Origin of the sequence: Streptococcus oralis (genome assembly GCF_001579175.1) — a bacterium.
GTDB lineage: Bacteria > Bacillota > Bacilli > Lactobacillales > Streptococcaceae > Streptococcus > Streptococcus oralis_O.
The window spans coordinates 465,719-484,982 of the sequence record NZ_KQ970760.1; the positions used below are offsets into that span (position 1 = coordinate 465,719).

General features: G+C 42.5%; 17 protein-coding genes, 1 tRNA gene, 1 other RNA gene and 1 pseudogene. 16 read left to right on the forward strand and 4 right to left on the reverse strand.

Annotation, left to right across the window (positions count from 1 at the left end; translation table 11 throughout):
* Together rlmB and def are read right to left on the reverse strand one after the other, a co-directional pair.
* A pseudogene (gene rlmB / locus SORDD24_RS06610) lies at positions 1-728 on the reverse strand (23S rRNA (guanosine(2251)-2'-O)-methyltransferase RlmB); the annotation flags it as partial.
* 44 nt (positions 729-772) lie between these two features.
* The gene (gene def, locus SORDD24_RS06615) at positions 773-1,384 is read right to left on the reverse strand and encodes a peptide deformylase (protein ID WP_045616898.1); all 612 of its coding nucleotides are present in this window, start codon (positions 1,382-1,384) and stop codon (positions 773-775) included.
* Between the two features lie 155 nt (positions 1,385-1,539).
* Between def and SORDD24_RS10900 the strand changes: the two genes are divergently transcribed.
* The 4 genes from SORDD24_RS10900 (at position 1,540) to ssrA (ending at position 4,755) form a co-directional block, all read left to right on the forward strand.
* Positions 1,540-2,859: a CapA family protein gene (locus tag SORDD24_RS10900; protein ID WP_081103532.1), complete on the forward strand. Its 1,320-nt coding sequence runs from the start codon at positions 1,540-1,542 to the stop codon at positions 2,857-2,859.
* A 23-nt stretch (positions 2,860-2,882) separates the two neighbouring features.
* On the forward strand, positions 2,883-3,710 hold the full coding sequence (locus SORDD24_RS06630) for a Cof-type HAD-IIB family hydrolase (protein ID WP_061408872.1): 828 nt from the start codon (positions 2,883-2,885) through the stop codon (positions 3,708-3,710).
* Between the two features lies 1 nt (position 3,711).
* Positions 3,712-4,347 (forward strand): SGNH/GDSL hydrolase family protein, encoded by a 636-nt coding sequence (locus SORDD24_RS06635; protein ID WP_061408875.1) that lies wholly within the window; start codon positions 3,712-3,714, stop codon positions 4,345-4,347.
* A gap of 60 nt (positions 4,348-4,407) precedes the next feature.
* Positions 4,408-4,755: a transfer-messenger RNA gene (gene ssrA / locus SORDD24_RS06640) on the forward strand.
* 272 nt (positions 4,756-5,027) lie between these two features.
* Here ssrA and SORDD24_RS06645 read toward each other — a convergent pair.
* Positions 5,028-5,115, reverse strand: a tRNA-Ser gene (locus tag SORDD24_RS06645).
* A 161-nt stretch (positions 5,116-5,276) separates the two neighbouring features.
* On the opposite strand from SORDD24_RS06645, the gene SORDD24_RS06650 reads away from it, so the two are divergent.
* The 4 genes from SORDD24_RS06650 to SORDD24_RS06665 all read left to right on the forward strand — a co-directional run bounded on the left by SORDD24_RS06650 (position 5,277) and on the right by SORDD24_RS06665 (position 11,267).
* Positions 5,277-6,017 carry a DeoR/GlpR family DNA-binding transcription regulator gene (locus tag SORDD24_RS06650; RefSeq protein ID WP_061408878.1) on the forward strand — a complete coding sequence of 247 codons (741 nt, stop codon included), beginning with the start codon at positions 5,277-5,279 and terminating at the stop codon, positions 6,015-6,017.
* Positions 6,014-6,925 carry a 1-phosphofructokinase gene (pfkB, locus tag SORDD24_RS06655; RefSeq protein ID WP_061408881.1) on the forward strand — a complete coding sequence of 304 codons (912 nt, stop codon included), beginning with the start codon at positions 6,014-6,016 and terminating at the stop codon, positions 6,923-6,925. Before SORDD24_RS06650 ends, pfkB begins: the two co-directional genes overlap by 4 nt.
* On the forward strand, positions 6,922-8,874 hold the full coding sequence (locus tag SORDD24_RS06660; protein ID WP_061408884.1) for a fructose-specific PTS transporter subunit EIIC: 1,953 nt from the start codon (positions 6,922-6,924) through the stop codon (positions 8,872-8,874). Before pfkB ends, SORDD24_RS06660 begins: the two co-directional genes overlap by 4 nt.
* A gap of 86 nt (positions 8,875-8,960) precedes the next feature.
* Complete coding sequence (locus SORDD24_RS06665; RefSeq protein WP_081103533.1) at positions 8,961-11,267, forward strand: DNA translocase FtsK; 2,307 nt, start codon at positions 8,961-8,963, stop codon at positions 11,265-11,267.
* A gap of 44 nt (positions 11,268-11,311) precedes the next feature.
* On the opposite strand, the gene SORDD24_RS06670 is transcribed toward SORDD24_RS06665, so the two are convergent.
* Complete coding sequence (locus SORDD24_RS06670) at positions 11,312-11,740, reverse strand: DUF6556 family protein (protein WP_061408890.1); 429 nt, start codon at positions 11,738-11,740, stop codon at positions 11,312-11,314.
* Between the two features lie 137 nt (positions 11,741-11,877).
* Between SORDD24_RS06670 and SORDD24_RS06675 the strand changes: the two genes are divergently transcribed.
* From SORDD24_RS06675 to SORDD24_RS11710, 8 genes are all read left to right on the forward strand, one after another.
* Entirely contained in the window at positions 11,878-13,020 is a 1,143-nt protein-coding gene (locus SORDD24_RS06675; RefSeq protein ID WP_061408893.1) for a cysteine desulfurase family protein, read from the forward strand.
* A gap of 8 nt (positions 13,021-13,028) precedes the next feature.
* Positions 13,029-14,243, forward strand: coding sequence for a tRNA uracil 4-sulfurtransferase ThiI (thiI, locus tag SORDD24_RS06680; RefSeq protein ID WP_061408895.1), 1,215 nt, complete (start codon positions 13,029-13,031; stop codon positions 14,241-14,243).
* Between the two features lie 136 nt (positions 14,244-14,379).
* Positions 14,380-15,204 (forward strand): alpha/beta hydrolase, encoded by an 825-nt coding sequence (locus SORDD24_RS06685; protein ID WP_001016817.1) that lies wholly within the window; start codon positions 14,380-14,382, stop codon positions 15,202-15,204.
* A 20-nt stretch (positions 15,205-15,224) separates the two neighbouring features.
* The gene (locus tag SORDD24_RS06690) at positions 15,225-15,965 is read left to right on the forward strand and encodes an esterase family protein (RefSeq protein ID WP_061408898.1); all 741 of its coding nucleotides are present in this window, start codon (positions 15,225-15,227) and stop codon (positions 15,963-15,965) included.
* Between the two features lie 12 nt (positions 15,966-15,977).
* Entirely contained in the window at positions 15,978-17,144 is a 1,167-nt protein-coding gene (locus tag SORDD24_RS06695; protein WP_061408901.1) for an ATP-grasp domain-containing protein, read from the forward strand.
* Positions 17,145-17,300: 156 nt separating this feature from the next.
* Complete coding sequence (gene gla / locus SORDD24_RS06700) at positions 17,301-18,170, forward strand: aquaglyceroporin Gla (RefSeq protein WP_049490782.1); 870 nt, start codon at positions 17,301-17,303, stop codon at positions 18,168-18,170.
* 110 nt (positions 18,171-18,280) lie between these two features.
* Positions 18,281-19,006 (forward strand): CppA N-terminal domain-containing protein, encoded by a 726-nt coding sequence (locus tag SORDD24_RS06705; protein ID WP_061408903.1) that lies wholly within the window; start codon positions 18,281-18,283, stop codon positions 19,004-19,006.
* A partial coding sequence (locus tag SORDD24_RS11710; RefSeq protein ID WP_231082694.1) for a serine hydrolase occupies positions 19,003-19,264 on the forward strand: 262 nt, incomplete at its 3' end. The genes SORDD24_RS06705 and SORDD24_RS11710, both read left to right, overlap by 4 nt.

Here is a 19,264-nt window from a genome sequence, read left to right on the forward strand (position 1 = left end):
ATAGTCTATTTCGGAAAACTTCGTACATGAGAATGGCTGCAGCAACACTGGCATTGAGGCTTTGAACATGCCCATTCATGGGGATGGTAATCATCTCATCGACCTGTTTTTTGATGTTGCTAGAGATGCCTTTTCCTTCATTACCTATGATGAGGGCGATTTTTCCTTTTGTATTCCATTTGTGGCAAGGAGTACCATTCATATCCGTTCCGAAGGTCCAGAAGCCTTCATCCTTGAGTTTATCCAAAGTTTGACTGAGGTTGGTCACTCGAGCAATCGGTACGTGCTCAATAGCCCCAGTGGCCGTTTTGGAAACAACAGGAGTTACACCGACAGCGCGGTGTTTGGGGATAATGACTCCTGAAACATTGGTCGCGTCAGCAGTTCTCAAGATAGAACCTAAGTTGTGAGGATCAGTTAATCCGTCCAGAATCAATAACAAAGGATTTTCTTCTTGACTCGTTTTGGCAAGAATGTGATCTAGCTCGCTATAGGCAAATTCAGAAACTCGAAGGACAAATCCTTGATGGACAGCACCTTCGGTCATTTCAGAGAGGGATTTTTTTTGAGGTCCAAGAGATGGAGACTTTTTTCTCAGCAGCCAGTTCCTTGACTTTCTCAACATTCTTACCCCTTAGATCTTCTTGGAGGTAGAGTTTGTTTCCAGTGTTTGCAAGGAGGGCTTCAGTAACTGCATGGACGCCATAGACAATATCATTTGTTTTCATGCCTCTATTATAACACAAAACCCCGTCTTGCAACGGGATTTTCTTTATTCCAGAATCAGTAAACCATCTTTAACAGCAAATGGATCTTTTTCATTGATACGATCGTAAAACATGATTCCATTTATATGATCAATTTCATGTTGGACAACGATGGAGTTGTAACCTTTGAGCTTGATGCGGTGTTTTTCGCCGTCCTTGTCAAAGTAATCAACAGTGACACGGGCATGGCGGACAACATAGCCTGGTACGTTACGGTCAACAGATAGGCAACCTTCTCCTTCGCCAAGGGCAGCATCCTGAACAGAGTGGGATACGATTTTCGGATTGTACATAATGGCTTGCAAATCGTAGGCTTCCTCTGGAGTTTCACCTTCTTCTACAATATTTGGCACTAAGACAGCAATAATACGTTTTGAGATATCTAACTGAGGAGCAGCAAGGCCAACACCACCACGGAGTCCCATTTTCTCAGCCATAACAGGATCCTGAGAATGTTTGAGGAATTGCATCATTTTTTCGCCAAGGATGATATCTTGATCACTCAATGGAAAAGTCACCTCCTCAGCAACAGCGCGCAGAGTTGGATTTCCCTCACGGATAATATCATTCATATCAATCAAATGAGCAGCTTTTGTAATACGTTCTATAGCAGACATTTTCTCTCCTTTCATTACCTCTACATGATAACACAAAATAGGCGAGAAAGAAAGTCGCAGAAGTTCCTAAAAAATAATATAATAAACGCTATTCCTCTTTTGTCTGTGGTATAATAAAAGAAAAGACTTGCACCAAAAAGCAAGGGGGAATAAAGATGGAAAAGCGACAAGATAGACGGTCTCATGGACCTATTGATGGATTGTTGGGGAAAAGTATTGGTTTCTTTCGGAATTATAAATCCTGGACCAATGCTCAGTTTATTATTGTGTTACTGCTTGCAGTTGCCTTGTCCATGGGGGGGAACTTGTTAGTTCGAGCAGTACAAGGCAACAAGGGAACGAGTCCTAGTAGTCAAACTCTTGATTCTACAAGTAAATCTAGTCAATTCAAGGAAAATGATTCTGACGAAAAGACAGCCCGTATCATGGCAAACGGTGATCTTCTTTATCATATCCCTATCTACCGAACAGCTCTAAAAGAAGATGGGACTTATGATTTTCATGAAAATTTTGAGTATGTCAAGCCTTGGCTCAAACAAGCGGACTTGGTAATTGGTGACTTTGAAGGAACGGTGAACAAGGACCACTATTTGGCAGGTTATCCTCTTTTTAATGCACCTGGTGAGGTGATGGATGCGATCAAGGATGCAGGCTATCAAGTTCTAGACTTGGCCCACAATCACATCCTAGATTCTCAGATAGAGGGAGTGATCTCAACAGCTCAAGCTATTGAAAAGGCAGGAATGACACCTATCGGAGTTTACACAAAGGAACCACGGGACAAGTCTCCACTTGTTATTAAGGAAGTCAATGGTATCAAGGTAGCTCTCTTGGCTTATTCCTATGGCTTTAATGGCATTGAGCAGTATATCTCTCAAGAGGACTATAATCGCTATCTTTCTGATTTGAATGAAGATAAGATGAAGGCAGAAATCGAGCGTGCAGAGAAGGAGGCGGATATTACTGTCATCATGCCTCAGATGGGAATTGAGTACCAGCTAGAACCAACGGAAGAACAGAAAACACTGTACCATAAGATGATTGACTGGGGAGCAGATATTATCTTTGGAGGGCATCCTCACGTCGTTGAACCTGCTGAAACAGTTGAAAAAGATGGTGACAAAAAACTGATCATCTACTCCATGGGAAATTTCCTCTCAAACCAACGCATTGAAACCATGCAAGATGAGGAAAATGCCAAGTGGACGGAGCGCGGTGTTCTCATGGATGTGACCATTAAGAAAAAAGATGGCAAGACTAGGATTGAAACGGCCAAAGCGCATCCTACTTGGGTCAATCGAACACCCAAAGGGACTTACTCTCCAGAAGGCTATCCGCTCTTCCTCTATCAGACCTATATCCTAGAGGACTTCATTGAGGGAGGCAGTCATCGTGACAAGTTGGACGAGGCGACCAAAGAACGAATTGACACAGCCTATAAAGAAATGAATGAACATGTAGGGTTGAAGTGGTAGGTACTCGCCCTAAAGGAAACAAGATGACGATTAAATTGATTGCAACGGATATGGATGGAACTTTGCTGGATCCAAGAGGGCAACTGGACTTGCCACGTTTAGAAAAGATTTTAGACCAATTAGATGAACGAGGTATCCGTTTTGTCATTGCGACAGGGAATGAAGTTCACCGTATGAGGCAATTACTGGAGCACTTGGCGAGTAGAGTAGTTCTAGTCGTTGCCAATGGGGCACGTATTTTTGAAAACAATGAACTGATTCAAGCGCAGATTTGGGATGATGCTATGGTTGACAAGGCTCTCCTTCATTTTAAAGGGAGGGAGTGTCGAGATCAGTTCGTCGTTACCAGTATGAATGGGAGTTTTGTCAAGGAAGGAACGGTTTTTACAGACCTGGAAAAATTTATGACTCCAGAGATGATTGAAAAACTTTACCAAAGGACAAATTTTGTGGATGAGCTAAACTCAGACCTCTTCGGTGGAGTGTTAAAGATGAGCATGGTTGTTGGTGAAGAACGTTCTAGTTCAGTTTTGCAGGAAATCAATGACCTCTTTGATGGTCGTGTAAGGGCTGTTTCTAGCGGTTATGGCTGTATCGATATCCTGCAGGCTGGGGTTCACAAGGCTTGGGGATTGGAAGAATTACTCAAGCGCTGGGATTTGACATCAGAACAAATCATGGCTTTTGGTGATAGCGAAAACGATATCGAAATGTTAGAGCTGGCTGGAATTGCCTATGCTATGGAAAATGCAGATGATAGTGTCAAGACAGTTGCGACTGCCCTGGCACCAGCCAACAGCCAGGCGGGTGTGTATCAGATTCTAGAAAAGTGGTTAGAGAAAGAGGGATAAGGTGGCAGTACAGTTATTAGAAAATTGGCTTTTAAAAGAGCAGGCAAAGATTCAAACCAAGTATCGTGAATTGAATCAAGTATCTGTTCTAGAGCCAGATATCATCTTTATTGGTGATTCGATAGTGGAGTATTACCCTCTTCAAGAGTTGTTGGGAACTGCCAAGACGATTGTTAATCGTGGTATCCGAGGCTACCAGACGGGACTTTTATTAGAGAATTTGGATGCCCATCTTTATGGTGATGCTGTCGATCAAATTGTTCTCTTAATCGGGACAAATGATATTGGAAAAGATATTCCCATGAATGAAGCCTTGGATAATCTCGAGCGTGTAATCCAATCGATTGCCCGAGAATATCCGCTGTCACAAATAAAGCTCCTTTCCATTTTGCCAGTCAATGAAGGAGAAGAATACAAGCAGACAGTATATATTCGTACCAATGAAAAGATCAAGGAATGGAATCAAGCCTATGAGGCTCTAGCCTCCGCCTATATGCAAGTAGATTTTCTACCAATTTATGATAGTTTGACAGATTCAGAAGGACAACTTAAATCAGCCTATACAACGGATGGTCTCCATCTGAGTGTAGCTGGTTATCAAGCTTTATCAGATACTTTAAAAACGTATCTTTTCTAAAGAATTGGCTTGATTTTGCATTTTTGATTTAGATGAGGTATAATGGTTTTATTGTTTTTTGGGGTCGTTACGGATTCGACAGGCATTATGAGGCATATTTTGCAACCCGTGTGGCGACGTAAACGCTCAGTTAAATATAACTGCAAAAAATAACACTTCTTACGCTCTAGCTGCCTAAAAACCAGCAGGCGTGACCCGATTTGGATTGCTCGTGTTCAATGACAGGTCTTATGATTAGCGAGATACGATCAAGCCATGTCTAGTGGTTTGATAAGAGATTAATAGACTCGCAGTTCCTAGGCTTGAGTTATGTGTCGAGGGACTGTTAAAACAATACATAACCTATGGTTGTAGACAAATATGTTGGCAGGTGTTTGGACGTGGGTTCGACTCCCACCGGCTCCATTGATATTTTGCATTCTTTCGCAAACCTTTCTAAAACGTTGATTTAACAACGTTTTTATTTTTGTCTTTTTTATTGTTTAGCATTCTTTTTCAAAAAAAGTATACAACAAAGGATACAACGTTTTGCTGTATCCTAAAAATCAATATAATTCGCAAAGCGTTCTCCAATTAAAGTAGTGTTCTTTCACTTGTTAAGTTGTAGATTTTTGCAAATGGATATTTTAGGTGTGATAAATAAAATAAAACTGCATTGAGGTGCAGTTTTTCTTTTTCTACGGAAGACATGGGATTCGAACCCACGCACGCTGTTACACGCCTACCGCGTTTCCAACACGGCCTCTTAAGCCTCTTGAGTAATCTTCCAATACTTACTCAAATAGTCTACCATAAAGCCACTTATCTTGCAATAAAAATTCTGGAAATAAGAAAAATGATAGAATCTGAAAGAAAATGATAAAAAGTGCTTGACTTTGGTAGAGAATGTGCTAGAATGAATAGTGTAAACGATAACAGGAGGTGTTTTGGTGTTAAAAACAGAGAGAAAACAACTGATTTTAGAGCAACTTAATCAGCATCAAGTAGTTTCTTTAGAAAAGTTAGTTAGTTTGTTAGAAACGTCAGAATCAACGGTTCGAAGGGATTTGGATGAGTTGGAAGCAGAGAATAAGCTTCGTCGTGTGCATGGTGGAGCAGAATTGCCCCACTCCTTGCAGGAAGAAGAAACCATTCAAGAAAAATCTGTCAAAAACCTTCAAGAAAAGAAATTACTCGCTCAGAAAGCAGCATCACTTATCAAGGAAAAAGATGTTATCTTTATCGATGCTGGAACAACAACTGCTTTTTTGATCAAGGAATTGGTTAATAAGGAGATCACAGTTGTGACCAACTCCATTCACCATGCGGTTCAGTTGGTTGAAAAGCAGATTCCAACTGTCATGGTTGGAGGAAGTGTCAAGATGGCAACAGATGCATGTATCGGGGGCGTTGCCCTTAACCAGATTAACCAATTGCACTTTGACCGTGCCTTTATCGGGATGAATGGTGTAGACGATGGTTATTATACGACTCCTGATATGGAGGAGGGAGCTGTTAAGCGTGCTATTTTAGAGAATGCCAAACAGACCTACGTCTTGGTCGATTCGTCAAAGATTGGTCAAACTTGTTTTGCCAAGGTAGCACCACTCAAACGCGCTATCGTTATCACAAGTCAAGGGCATGAGCTCTTACAGGCTATTAAGGAGAAAACGGAGGTAATTGAAGTATGATTTATACAGTCACACTCAATCCATCCATTGACTATATCGTTCGCTTGGACCAAGTTCAAGTCGGCAGTGTCAATCGAATGGACAGTGATGATAAGTTTGCTGGTGGGAAAGGAATCAATGTTAGTCGTGTTTTGAAGCGCTTGGGTATTCCCAATACAGCGACCGGATTTATTGGAGGCTTTACTGGTAAATTTATCACAGATACCCTTACAGAGGAAGAAATCGAAACTCGTTTTGTCCAAGTAGCTGAAGATACTCGTATCAATGTTAAGATTAAAGCCGACCAAGAAACTGAAATCAATGGGACAGGTCCTACTGTTGAGCCCGAACAACTTGAAGAGTTAAAAGCCATTCTTTCTAGTCTGACAGCAGAAGATACGGTTGTGTTTGCGGGTTCAAGTGCTAAAAATCTAGGAAATGTCATCTACAAGGATTTGATTGCCTTGACCCGTCAGACTGGTGCGCAAGTGGTTTGTGACTTTGAAGGTCAGACCTTGATTGATAGTTTGGACTATCAGCCACTTTTGGTAAAGCCAAACAATCACGAACTGGGAGCTATCTTTGGAGTGAAACTTGAAAGTTTAGATGAAATTGAGAAATACGCTCGTGAACTCCTAGCTAAAGGGGCTCAAAATGTTATCATCTCTATGGCTGGTGATGGTGCCCTTCTTGTAACACCTGAGGGAGCTTACTTCGCTAAACCCATCAAGGGAACAGTGAAAAATTCAGTAGGAGCTGGTGACTCTATGGTGGCTGGATTTACAGGTGAATTTGTCAAATCAAAAGACGCAATAGAAGCCTTCAAATGGGGAGTAGCTTGCGGAACAGCAACGACATTCTCAGATGACTTGGCAACAGCGGAATTTATTAAAGAAACATATGAAAAAGTTGAGGTAGAAAAACGATGAAAATTCAAGACCTATTGAGAAAAGACGTTATGTTGCTGGATTTGCAGGCAACTGAAAAAACAGCTGTCATCGAAGAGATGATTAAAAGTTTGGTAGATCACGGTTATGTGACAGATTTTGAAACCTTTAAAGAAGGAATCTTGGCGCGTGAAGCTCTAACTTCCACTGGTTTGGGTGACGGAATTGCTATGCCTCACAGCAAGAACTCTGCTGTCAAAGAAGCGACGGTTCTCTTTGCTAAGTCAAACAAGGGTGTTGACTATGAAAGCTTGGATGGGCAACCTACGAACCTTTTCTTCATGATTGCGGCTCCAGAAGGTGCCAATGACACTCACTTGGCAGCCTTGGCAGAATTATCTCAATACTTGATGAAAGACGGTTTTGCTGACAAACTTCGTCAAGTAACATCAGCTGATCAAGTTATCGAACTTTTTGACCAAGCTTCAGAAAAAGCTGAGGAACCTGTTCAAACACCTGCTAATGACTCTGGCGACTTTATCGTAGCTGTTACAGCTTGTACGACAGGGATTGCTCATACTTACATGGCCCAAGAAGCTCTTCAAAAAGTGGCTGCTGAAATGGGTGTTGGTATTAAGGTTGAAACCAACGGTGCCAGCGGTGTTGGTAACCAATTGACTGCAGAGGACATTCGCAAGGCTAAAGCTGTTATCATCGCAGCAGACAAGGCTGTTGAGATGGATCGTTTCGATGGCAAACCATTGATCAATCGTCCAGTTGCTGACGGTATCCGCAAGACTGAAGAGTTGATCAACTTGGCTCTTTCAGGAGATGCTGAAGTTTATCGTGCTGCCAATGGAGCAAAAGCTGCAACAGCAAGCAATGAAAAACAAAGTATCGGTGGTGCCTTCTACAAACACTTGATGAGTGGTGTTTCCCAAATGTTGCCATTCGTTATCGGTGGTGGTATCATGATTGCCCTTGCTTTCTTGATCGACGGAGCTTTTGGTGTGCCACAGGATAGTCTTGGCAATCTCGGTTCCTACCATGAGCTAGCTTCCATGTTCATGAAAATCGGTGGGACTGCCTTTGGCTTGATGCTCCCTGTCTTTGCAGGATACGTTGCCTACTCTATCGCTGAAAAACCAGGTTTGGTAGCAGGTTTTGTTGCTGGTGCAATAGCCAAAGAAGGTTTTGCCTTTGGTAAAATCCCTTATGCAGCAGGTGGTGAAGCAACTTCAACTCTTGCAGGTGTCTCATCTGGTTTCCTCGGTGCCCTTGTTGGTGGATTTATCGCAGGTGCCTTGGTTCTTGCTATTAAGAAATACGTTAAAGTTCCTCGTTCACTTGAAGGGGCTAAATCAATCCTTCTCTTGCCACTTTTTGGAACAATCTTGACTGGATTTGTCATGCTAGCTGTTAACATCCCGATGGCAGAAATCAACACTGCTATGAATAACTTCCTAGGCAGCCTTGGAGGAGGATCAGCTGTCCTTCTCGGTATCGTTCTTGGTGGTATGATGGCTGTTGACATGGGTGGACCTGTCAATAAAGCAGCCTATGTCTTTGGGACAGGTACGCTTGCAGCGACTGTTTCCTCAGGTGGTTCTGTAGCCATGGCAGCAGTTATGGCAGGAGGAATGGTGCCACCACTTGCTATCTTTGTGGCAACCCTTCTTTTCAAAGATAAATTTACTAAAGAAGAACGCAACTCTGGTTTGACCAACATCATCATGGGCTTGTCATTCATCACCGAGGGAGCAATTCCATTTGGTGCCGCTGACCCAGCTCGTGCGATCCCAAGCTTCGTTCTTGGATCAGCAGTAGCAGGTGGTCTCGTTGGTCTTGCAGGTATCAAGCTCATGGCACCACACGGAGGCATCTTCGTCATCGCCCTTACTTCAAATGCTCTTCTTTACCTTGTCTTTGTCTTGATTGGAGCAATTGTAAGTGGTGTGGTTTATGGTTCTCTACGCAAACCACAAGCATAAAAAGTATTAGAATAGAAAGATTGTTACCATTTGGTGCAATCTTTTTCTCTATTCGAAATGGCTGTGAAATATGTTATAATAGAAGAATGGCAAACAAGAATACTACAAAAACAAGACGGAGACCGTCTAAAGCAGAACTTGAAAGAAAACAGGCTATCCAGAGGATGTTGATTTCCTTAGGAATTGCCTTATTGTTGATTATTGCAGCCCTCAAGCTTGGTGCGGCGGGTATCACCCTTTATAATCTCATTCGACTGTTGGTTGGAAGTTTGGCCTATGTGGCCATTGGTGCCCTCCTCATCTATCTTTTTCTTTTTAAATGGATCCGCAAGCAGGAAGGGCTTCTGTCAGGATTTCTCTGTATCTTCGCTGGCTTACTCTTAATTTTTGAGGCTTATCTTGTCTGGAAATTTGGCTTGGAGCAGGCAGTTCTAAAAGGGACCTTGTCTCAAGTTATGACGGACCTTACTGGCATTCGGGTGACTAGTTTTGCTGGTGGAGGCCTGCTTGGTGTCGGACTTTATATACCCATATCCTTTCTTTTCTCCAATATCGGATCGTACTTTATTGGAGTTCTCTTGATTCTAGTTGGGGCACTCTTGGTTAGTCCCTGGTCTATTTATGATGTTGCAGCCTTTATTGGAGCGCAGTTCAGATCATTCATGGAAAAACAGGAACAGAGAAAACAGGAACGCTTCATCAAGAGAGAAGAAGAAAAGGCACGTCAAGAAGCTGAAGAAGCAGCAAGAATTCAGAGAGAACAAGAAGAGCAGGATGCGCTACCGCTTCCTCCTGTAGATCCTGAAACGGGAGAAATCTTATCAGAAGTACCAGTCTACGATCTCCCCCCAATTCCTGAGGAAGAATGGATTGAACCAGAGATTATCCTTCCTCAAGCTGACTTAGAAGTTCCAGATGTGGAAGAAGACTTTGAGGATGAAGAGGTGCAGGTTGATTTTTCTACCAAAGAAGCTCTCGAATACAAACTACCAAGCTTGCAACTCTTTGCGCCAGATAAACCCAAAGACCAATCCAAGGAAAAGAAGATCGTCCGAGAAAATATCAAAATACTAGAAGAAACCTTTGCTAGCTTTGGGATTAAGGTAACAGTGGAACGGGCTGAAATCGGTCCATCTGTTACCAAGTATGAAGTCAAGCCAGCCGTTGGTGTTCGAGTTAACCGAATTTCCAATCTAGCAGACGACTTAGCGCTTGCTCTAGCGGCCAAGGATGTTCGGATTGAGGCTCCAATACCTGGTAAATCCTTAGTCGGGATTGAGGTTCCTAACTCTGAGATTGCGACCGTTTCTTTCCGTGAGCTCTGGGAACAGTCTCAGACTAAACCAGAAAATCTCCTCGAAATTCCTCTAGGTAAGGCTGTCAATGGAACGGCTCGCACCTTTGATCTTTCCAAGATGCCCCACCTACTTGTTGCAGGTTCGACGGGATCAGGGAAATCAGTCGCAGTTAATGGTATTATCGCTAGTATTCTGATGAAAGCAAGACCCGACCAGGTCAAGTTTATGATGGTCGATCCTAAGATGGTTGAGTTATCGGTGTACAATGACATTCCTCACCTCTTGATTCCAGTTGTGACCAATCCACGTAAGGCCAGCAAGGCTCTCCAAAAAGTCGTGGATGAGATGGAAAACCGTTATGAACTCTTTGCTAAGGTTGGTGTGCGAAATATCGCTGGTTACAATGCTAAGGTCGAGGAATTTAATAGCCAATCTGAGTACAAACAAGTACCCCTGCCTTTGATTGTTGTCATTGTGGACGAGTTGGCTGACCTTATGATGGTGGCCAGCAAGGAAGTGGAAGATGCTATCATTCGTCTCGGACAGAAGGCGCGTGCGGCAGGGATTCACATGATTCTCGCAACGCAACGTCCATCGGTTGATGTCATCTCTGGTCTTATCAAGGCCAATGTACCGTCTCGTGTGGCTTTTGCAGTTTCATCAGGTACAGATTCACGAACCATCTTGGATGAAAATGGAGCTGAAAAACTGCTCGGTCGAGGAGACATGCTCTTTAAACCAATTGATGAAAATCACCCAGTCCGTCTGCAAGGATCCTTTATCTCAGATGATGATGTCGAACGCATCGTAAACTTCATCAAGGCTCAGGCTGATGCGGACTATGATGATAGCTTTGACCCAGGAGACGTTCCAGATAATGAAGGAGATTTCTCTGACGGTGAAGCTGGTGGCGATCCGCTTTTTGAGGAAGCTAAGGCTCTGGTTATCAAGACGCAGAAAGCTAGTGCTTCTATGATTCAGCGTCGTTTGTCGGTTGGATTTAACCGTGCGACCCGCCTTATGGAAGAACTTGAAATGGCCGGTGTTATCGGTCCAGCTGAAGGAACCAAACCACGAAAAGTATTGCAACAATAAAAAAATAGCTTCTTTCCAAATCTGGAGGGAAGCTATTTTAGTGGCTACTGGTTCGTTTTAGTTTCAGAACTCGTCGTATTTGACTGTGTTCCGTTATCGCTTGTTTCTTTATTTGTAGCAGGTGTAGAAGAGTCCTGAGTTGTTGTTTTCTGTTCTTCTTTTTTCTCCTCTTTCTTGTTGGATTGGGAAGTTTCTTCTTGTGGGGTATTTTCTTTAGTAGAAGTGTTGTCCTTGTTAGGTGTAGTATTTTCCTGAGGGGATTCCTTTTGAATTTCCTTGACAACAGTTGTTTGGGTTGTCGTCGGTTCTTTTTTGTTATTTTTGTTATTATCCATGGCGTTCATGATGGTGATAGTAGCGGTGATGAGACCAAGGATACTACCGATGGTAGCAATCGTTTTTTGAAAGACAGTAAATCCCTTTTTGATGTGTTCAGTTTTTGATTTATTAGAAGTTCTACGATAGTTAGACATGATACTCTCCTTTGATTATGATTTATTATACCTCATTTCTTTAAAAAAATCTTAAAAAAAGAGAAGATTCCCTTTCTTGTCGCAGGTCTCTTTTCGTGATACAATAGAAGGAGTGATTTTAGAAAGCGTGAGAAAACATGATCTACTTTGATAATTCGGCGACAACTAAGCCTTATCCTGAAGCTCTAGATACCTATATGCAGGTTGCTTCAAAAATTGTAGGAAATCCATCTAGTCTCCATCGTTTGGGAGACCAGGCAACACGAATTTTAGATGCTTCCCGGCAACAGATTGCAGATTTGATCGGCAAGAAAAGTGATGAAATCTTCTTTAGCTCTGGTGGAACAGAAGGGGATAACTGGGTCATCAAGGGTGTGGCCTTTGAAAAAGCACAGTTTGGTATGCACATCATCGTATCAGCTATTGAACATCCAGCAGTCAAGGAGTCAGCCCTCTGGCTGAAAAGTCAAGGTTTTGAGGTGGATATTGCCCCAGTTGATGAGAAAGGATTTGTAGATGTTAGGGTTCTAGCAAGTTTGATTCGATCGGATACGACCCTCGTTTCTATTATGGCAGTTAACAATGAAATTGGCTCAATTCAACCTATTCAAGCTATCTCAGAACTATTAGCAGATAAACCAACGATTTCCTTCCATGTTGATGCTGTTCAAGCTTTAGCTAAGATTCCGACAGAAAAGTATTTGACTGACCGAGTGGATTTTGCGACCTTCTCTAGTCATAAATTCCACGGTGTTCGAGGAGTTGGCTTTGTCTATATCAAGTCTGGTAAGAGAATCATGCCTCTTTTAACTGGAGGTGGTCAAGAGGGAGACTATCGTTCGACAACTGAGAATGTGGCAGGGATTGCCGCGACTGCCAAGGCCCTCCGTTTGTCTATGGAAAAATTAGCTATCTTTGCTAGCAAGACGGGGCAGATGAAGGCAGTCATTCGCCAAGCCCTTCTTGACTATTCAGATATTTTCGTCTTTTCAGATGAGGAAGACTTTGCCCCTCATATCCTGACTTTTGGGATTAAAGGTGTTCGTGGAGAAGTTATCGTTCACGCATTTGAAGACTATGACATTTTCATTTCTACAACCTCTGCTTGTTCGTCTAAGGCTGGAAAACCCGCAGGAACCTTGATAGCCATGGGAGTGGACAAGGATAATGCCCAGTCAGCTGTGCGTCTAAGCCTAGACTTAGAAAATGACATGAGTCAGGTCGAGCAGTTCTTGACCAAGTTAAAATTAATTTACAATCAAACTAGAAAAGTAAGATAGGAGCATTTATGCAGTATTCAGAAATTATGATTCGCTATGGAGAATTGTCAACCAAGCACAAAAATCGTATGCGTTTCATCAATAAACTTCGTAATAATATTTCGGACGTTTTGTCCATCTATCCCCAAGTTAAGGTAACCGCAGATCGCGACCGTGCCCACGCTTACCTCAATGGAGCAGATTACACAGCAGTAGCAGAATCGCTCAAACAAGTATTTGGGATTCAAAATTTTTCTCCTGTGTATAAGATTGAAAAGTCAGTGGACGTTCTGAAGTCTGCTGTCCAAGAGATTATGAAGGAAATCTATAAGGAAGGGATGACCTTTAAAATCACTAGCAAGCGTAGCGACCACAACTTTGAACTCGACAGTCGTGAACTCAATCAAACTCTCGGTGGTGCTGTTTTCGAGGCTATTCCAAACGTGCAAGCTCAGATGAAAAATCCAGATATTAATCTTCAGGTTGAGATTCGTGAGGAGGCTGCCTATCTTTCCTATGAAACCTTTCGTGGAGCAGGAGGATTGCCTGTGGGAAGTTCTGGTAAAGGCATGCTCATGTTGTCAGGAGGGATTGACTCACCTGTAGCAGGTTATTTAGCCCTTAAACGAGGGGTTGATATTGAAGCCGTCCACTTTGCTAGCCCACCTTACACCAGTCCAGGTGCCCTCAAGAAAGCCCACGATTTGACTCGGAAATTGACCAAGTTTGGGGGCAATATCCAGTTTATTGAGGTGCCTTTTACAGAGATTCAAGAGGAGATCAAGGCTAAGGCGCCAGAAGCCTACCTCATGACCTTGACCCGTCGTTTTATGATGCGCATTACCGACCGTATTCGTGAGGTGAGAAACGGTTTAGTTATCATCAATGGGGAAAGTCTTGGTCAAGTAGCTAGCCAGACCTTGGAAAGTATGCAGACTATCAACGCTGTGACCAGCACTCCAGTCATTCGTCCTGTGGTTACGATGGACAAATTGGAAATCATTGATATTGCCCAGGCAATCGATACCTTTGAAATCTCAATCCAGCCTTTTGAGGACTGCTGTACTATTTTTGCGCCTGATCGTCCTAAGACCAATCCTAAGATTAAGAATGCAGAGCAGTATGAAAAACGGATGGATGTTAAGGGATTAGTTGAACGAGCAGTGGCAGGGATTATGATTACTGAAATCACACCCCAGGTTGAAAAAGATGCTGTCGATGAGTTAATTGACAATCTCCTCTAATCAGAAAACCCAGAAGAATTCAGAAAAACAAATGAAAAAAGTTAGTTATTTATCCTTAAAATGGACAATTACTGACTTTTTTTCTATTTTTATGGTATAATAAGATAAAATTTTGAATATAGAGAGTTTTCTGACAATGAATCATTCCTACTTTTACTTAAAAATGAAAGAACATAAACTCAAGGTTCCTTATACTGGAAAAGAGCGTCGTGTGCGTGTGCTCCTGCCAAAGGACTACGAGAAAGACACAGACCGTTTTTACCCTGTTGTTTACTTTCATGATGGGCAAAATGTCTTTTACAGCAAGGAGTCTTATATCGGACACTCTTGGAAGATTATTCCAGCCATTAAGCGAAATCCTGACATCAGTCGCATGATTGTCGTTGCCATAGATAATGATGGTATGGGGAGGATGAATGAGTATGCGGCTTGGAAGTTTCAAGAATCTCCTATCCCAGGGCAGCAGTTTGGCGGTAAGGGTGTGGAGTATGCCGAGTTTGTCATGGAGGTGGTCAAGCCTTTTATCGATGAAACCTATCGTACCAAAGCTGATCGCCAGCATACGGCTATGATTGGTTCGTCACTAGGAGGCAATATTACCCAGTTTATCGGACTAGAGTACCAAGACCGAATTGGTTGTCTAGGTGTCTTTTCATCTGCCAACTGGCTCCACCAAGAAGCCTTTAACCGCTACATCGAACGTAAAAAACTGTCGCCTGAACAGCGCATTTTCATCTATGTAGGAACAGAAGAAGCAGACGATACGGACAAGACCTTGATGGCTGGCAATATCAAGCAAGCCTATATCGACTCGTCGCTTCGTTATTACCGTGATTTGATTGCAGGTGGAGTACACTTGGATAATCTTGTCTTGAAAGTTCAGTCTGGTGCTATCCATAGTGAAATACCTTGGTCGGAAAATTTGCCAGACTGTCTCCGATTTTTTGCAGAGAAATGGTAAGTTAGGAAAGGAGAAAGCCAATGCATATTGAAAACCTCAGCCACTGGAGTGGCAATCTCAACCGTGAAATGTACCTCAACCGTTATGGGCATGCTGGGATTCCAGTTGTTGTTTTTGCTTCATCTGGTGGTAGTCACAACGAATACTATGATTTTGGCATGATTGACGCCTGTGCTTCCTTTATCGAAGAAGGTCGTGTTCAGTTCTTTACCCTATCGAGTGTTGACAGTGAGAGCTGGCTGGCTACTTGGAAAAATGGTCATGACCAGGCGGAGATGCACCGCGCCTACGAACGCTATGTGATTGAGGAGGCCATTCCTTTTATCAAGCACAAGACAGGTTGGTTTGATGGCATGATGACGACAGGTTGCTCGATGGGGGCCCATCATGCACTCAATTTCTTTCTCCAGCATCCAGATGTCTTTACCAAGGTGATTGCTCTCAGTGGAGTTTACGACGCACGTTTCTTCGTTGGCGATTACTACAATGATGATGCTATTTACCAAAACTCACCTGTAGATTATATCTGGAATCAAAACGACGGATGGTTTATCGATCGTTACCGTCAGGCGGAGATTGTCGTTTGTACGGGCCTTGGTGCCTGGGAACAAGACGGTCTACCATCTTTCTACAAGCTCAAAGAAGCCTTTGACCAGAAACAAATTCCAGCCTGGTTTGCTGAATGGGGACACGATGTCGCCCACGACTGGGAATGGTGGCGTAAACAAATGCCCTATTTTCTTGGACACCTGTATCTATAAAAGGAGTTGCCTATGAATTACCTTGTTATTTCTCCCTACTATCCGCAAAACTTCCAACAATTTACCATCGAGCTAGCCAATAAAGGCATCACAGTCTTGGGAATTGGTCAGGAGCCTTACGAACAACTTGATGAACCTTTGCGCAATAGCCTGACCGAGTATTTCCGTGTAGATAATCTTGAAAACATAGACGAAGTCAAACGTGCAGTTGCCTTTCTTTTCTACAAGCATGGTCCTATCGACCGCATCGAGTCCCACAATGAATACTGGCTTGAGCTGGACGCAACACTCAGAGAGCAATTCAATGTCTTTGGAGTCAAACCAGAGGATCTCAAAAAGACGAAATTTAAGTCTGAAATGAAGAAACTTTTCAAAAAAGCAGGTGTCCCTGTGGTACCTGGAGCTGTTATCAAGACGGAAGCAGATGTGGATAAAGCAGTGAACGAAATCGGACTACCAATGATTGCCAAACCTGACAATGGAGTGGGAGCAGCAGCGACCTTTAAGCTTGAGACAGAAGATGATATCCATCACTTCAAGGAAGAATGGGACCATTCAACCGTTTATTTCTTTGAAAAATTTGTCACTTCTAGCGAAATCTGTACCTTTGACGGGCTTGTGGACAAGGATGGCAATATCGTCTTTTCAACGACTTTTGATTATGCCCATACACCACTTGATTTGATGATTTATAAGATGGATAATGCCTATTATGTTCTCAAGGATATGGATCCAAAATTGCGTAAGTATGGTGAAGCCGTTGTCAAAGAATTTGGCATGAAGGAGCGTTTCTTCCATATCGAATTCTTCCGTGACGGGGACGACTACATTGCCATTGAGTACAATAACCGTCCTGCAGGTGGCTTTACGATTGATGTTTACAATTATGCCCACTCTTTTGACCTCTACCGAGGTTATGCGGCTATCGTAGCAGGAGAGCCGTTCCCTGGTTCATATTTTGAACCCCTCTATTGCTTGGCGACTGCTCGGCGTTTAAGTTCTCATTATGTTTACTCAGAAGAGGAATTACTAGCTAAATACCAAGGAGGTTTTAAGGCTAAGAAAATCATGCCAGCAGCCTTTGCAGAGTTACAAGGAGATATTCTCTATATGTTGACAACTCCAAGTCGTGAGGAGCTGGAGCAGATGATTGCAGATTTTGGTCAACGTCAAGAGTAACGAAAAGGATGAAAGGAGTTTGACTTCTTTTGTCCTTTTCTTAAAGATAAGTTAAATAAAGCGTTTTCCAGAGATTCTTTTAGAAAAGATATTGCTAAAAGGCCTAAAAATTGATAGAATAAGGATTGTCTAAAAAATTTAAGGAGAATCTATCAAATGGATTTTACATGGGCTATTAAATATGCCACAGAATTCTTGGGAACTGCTATTTTGATCATTCTTGGTAATGGTGCAGTTGCTAACGTTGAACTTAAAGGTACGAAAGGTCACCAAAGTGGCTGGCTCGTTATCGCGGTTGGTTATGGTATGGGGGTTATGATCCCAGCCTTGATGTTTGGTAATGTATCTGGTAACCATATCAACCCAGCTTTCACTCTTGGACTTGCTGTTAGTGGACTTTTCTCTTGGGAGCAAGTACCATATTACATCCTAGCACAAGTTTTGGGAGCAATCTTTGGTCAAGCTTTGGTTGTAGCGACTCACCGTCCTTACTACTTGAAGACAGAAAATCCAAACAATATCTTGGGTACCTTCTCAACGATTTCAAGCATCGACCACGGTACAAAAGAATCACGTTTTGCAGCTACTGTTAACGGTTTCCTCAATGAGTTTGTAGGTTCATTTGTTCTTTTCTTTGCAGCACTTGGTTTGACTAAAAACTTCTTTGGTGCTGAGGTTCTTCAATACATGAAACAAATGGCTACTCAAGCTGGACAAACTGTTGATTTAAGTGAATTGGCAGTAAAAGCTCAAGTAGCTCCACATACAGCTGCTGGGATCTCAGTTGCGCACTTGGCACTTGGTTTCCTAGTGATGGCCTTGGTAACTTCACTTGGTGGACCTACTGGACCTGGTTTGAACCCAGCTCGTGACTTCGGACCACGTCTTCTTCACGAACTCCTTCCAAAATCAGTCCTTGGTCAACACAAGGGTGATTCAAAATGGTGGTATGCATGGGTTCCGGTTGTAGCTCCAATTTTAGCGGGTATTGCAGCAGTAGCACTATTCAAACTACTTTACCTATAAGAAATGAAACTGGGGAATCCCAGTTTTTTTGCTATAAAATTTTTAAATAAAACAGATATGGCTTGTAAAATATTCGAAAATCCTTTAAAATAGAAGAGTTGGAGGAATTTATGAGTGTGAATGAGATAGTTCGGATCATTCCGACTGTGAAAGTTAATAACCGAAAATTAAATGAAAAATTTTACATTGAAACCTTAGGGATGAAACCCTTGTTAGAAGAGTCTGCCTTTCTCTCCTTGGGAGATCAGACAGCTACTGAAAGATTGATTTTAGAAGAAGCTCCGAGCATGCGAACTCGCAGAGTTGAAGGGCTTAAGAAACTTGCTAGACTCGTGGTGAAGGTTGATAATCCTTCTGAAATCGAGGACCTTCTTTCACAGATGAAGTCCCTTCCTCGCCTATTTAAAGGAAGCTGTGGTTATGCTTTTGAGATTGTTTCTCCCGAACAGGATGTGATCCTTGTTCATGCGGAAAATCATATTGAAGACTTAGTTCCGCTAGATACGATTCCTGAATTTTATTCAAATAAAAGTATAAAATACTTGAGTCAATTTGAAGTTTCCGTTGAACTCCGTCTACCTGAGGACAGGGAGAGTTTACTTGATTCAGAATTTGCGACTAATGCCATTACCTTTACCCAAGGCCAAGGTCCAGATTTGGCTGTTGAAAACAATGTTACCTGGGACTTGTCTATGCTGAAATTTTTGGTAAAGAATCTAGAGTTGACTAGTCTTCGTCAAAAATTTGAGGGCACAGATTATTTTATTCCAAAGTCTGAGAAATTCTTCCTTGGTAAAGATACCAATAACATCGAATTATGGTTTGAAGAAGCATGAAGTGGACAAAAATTCTAAAAAAAATAGAAGATCAAATCGAGGCAGGGGTCTATCCCGGGGCCTCTTTTGCGTATTATAAGGATGGAGAATGGAGAGAATTCTACCTAGGCTTGAGTGATCCTGAGAAAGGTTTGAAAACAGAGTCAGGGCTAGTCTATGACTTAGCCAGTGTGAGTAAGGTTGTGGGAGTCGGGACAGTCTTGACCTTCTTGTGGCAACAGGGGAAACTAGACATTGATCGACCAGTGACGGATTTTT

Excerpts from the sequence above, each read along its gene's own strand:
- def (WP_045616898.1), bottom strand. The coding sequence starts at position 1,384 with ATGTCTGCTATAGAACGTATTACAAAAGCTGCTCATTTGATTGATATG.
- SORDD24_RS10900 (WP_081103532.1), top strand. The coding sequence starts at position 1,540 with ATGGAAAAGCGACAAGATAGACGGTCTCATGGACCTATTGATGGATTG.
- SORDD24_RS06630 (WP_061408872.1), top strand. The coding sequence starts at position 2,883 with ATGACGATTAAATTGATTGCAACGGATATGGATGGAACTTTGCTGGAT.
- pfkB (WP_061408881.1), top strand. The coding sequence starts at position 6,014 with ATGATTTATACAGTCACACTCAATCCATCCATTGACTATATCGTTCGC.
- SORDD24_RS06660 (WP_061408884.1), top strand. The coding sequence starts at position 6,922 with ATGAAAATTCAAGACCTATTGAGAAAAGACGTTATGTTGCTGGATTTG.
- SORDD24_RS06665 (WP_081103533.1), top strand. The coding sequence starts at position 8,961 with ATGGCAAACAAGAATACTACAAAAACAAGACGGAGACCGTCTAAAGCA.
- SORDD24_RS06670 (WP_061408890.1), bottom strand. The coding sequence starts at position 11,740 with ATGTCTAACTATCGTAGAACTTCTAATAAATCAAAAACTGAACACATC.
- SORDD24_RS06675 (WP_061408893.1), top strand. The coding sequence starts at position 11,878 with ATGATCTACTTTGATAATTCGGCGACAACTAAGCCTTATCCTGAAGCT.
- thiI (WP_061408895.1), top strand. The coding sequence starts at position 13,029 with ATGCAGTATTCAGAAATTATGATTCGCTATGGAGAATTGTCAACCAAG.
- SORDD24_RS06685 (WP_001016817.1), top strand. The coding sequence starts at position 14,380 with ATGAATCATTCCTACTTTTACTTAAAAATGAAAGAACATAAACTCAAG.
- SORDD24_RS06690 (WP_061408898.1), top strand. The coding sequence starts at position 15,225 with ATGCATATTGAAAACCTCAGCCACTGGAGTGGCAATCTCAACCGTGAA.
- SORDD24_RS06695 (WP_061408901.1), top strand. The coding sequence starts at position 15,978 with ATGAATTACCTTGTTATTTCTCCCTACTATCCGCAAAACTTCCAACAA.
- gla (WP_049490782.1), top strand. The coding sequence starts at position 17,301 with ATGGATTTTACATGGGCTATTAAATATGCCACAGAATTCTTGGGAACT.
- SORDD24_RS06705 (WP_061408903.1), top strand. The coding sequence starts at position 18,281 with ATGAGTGTGAATGAGATAGTTCGGATCATTCCGACTGTGAAAGTTAAT.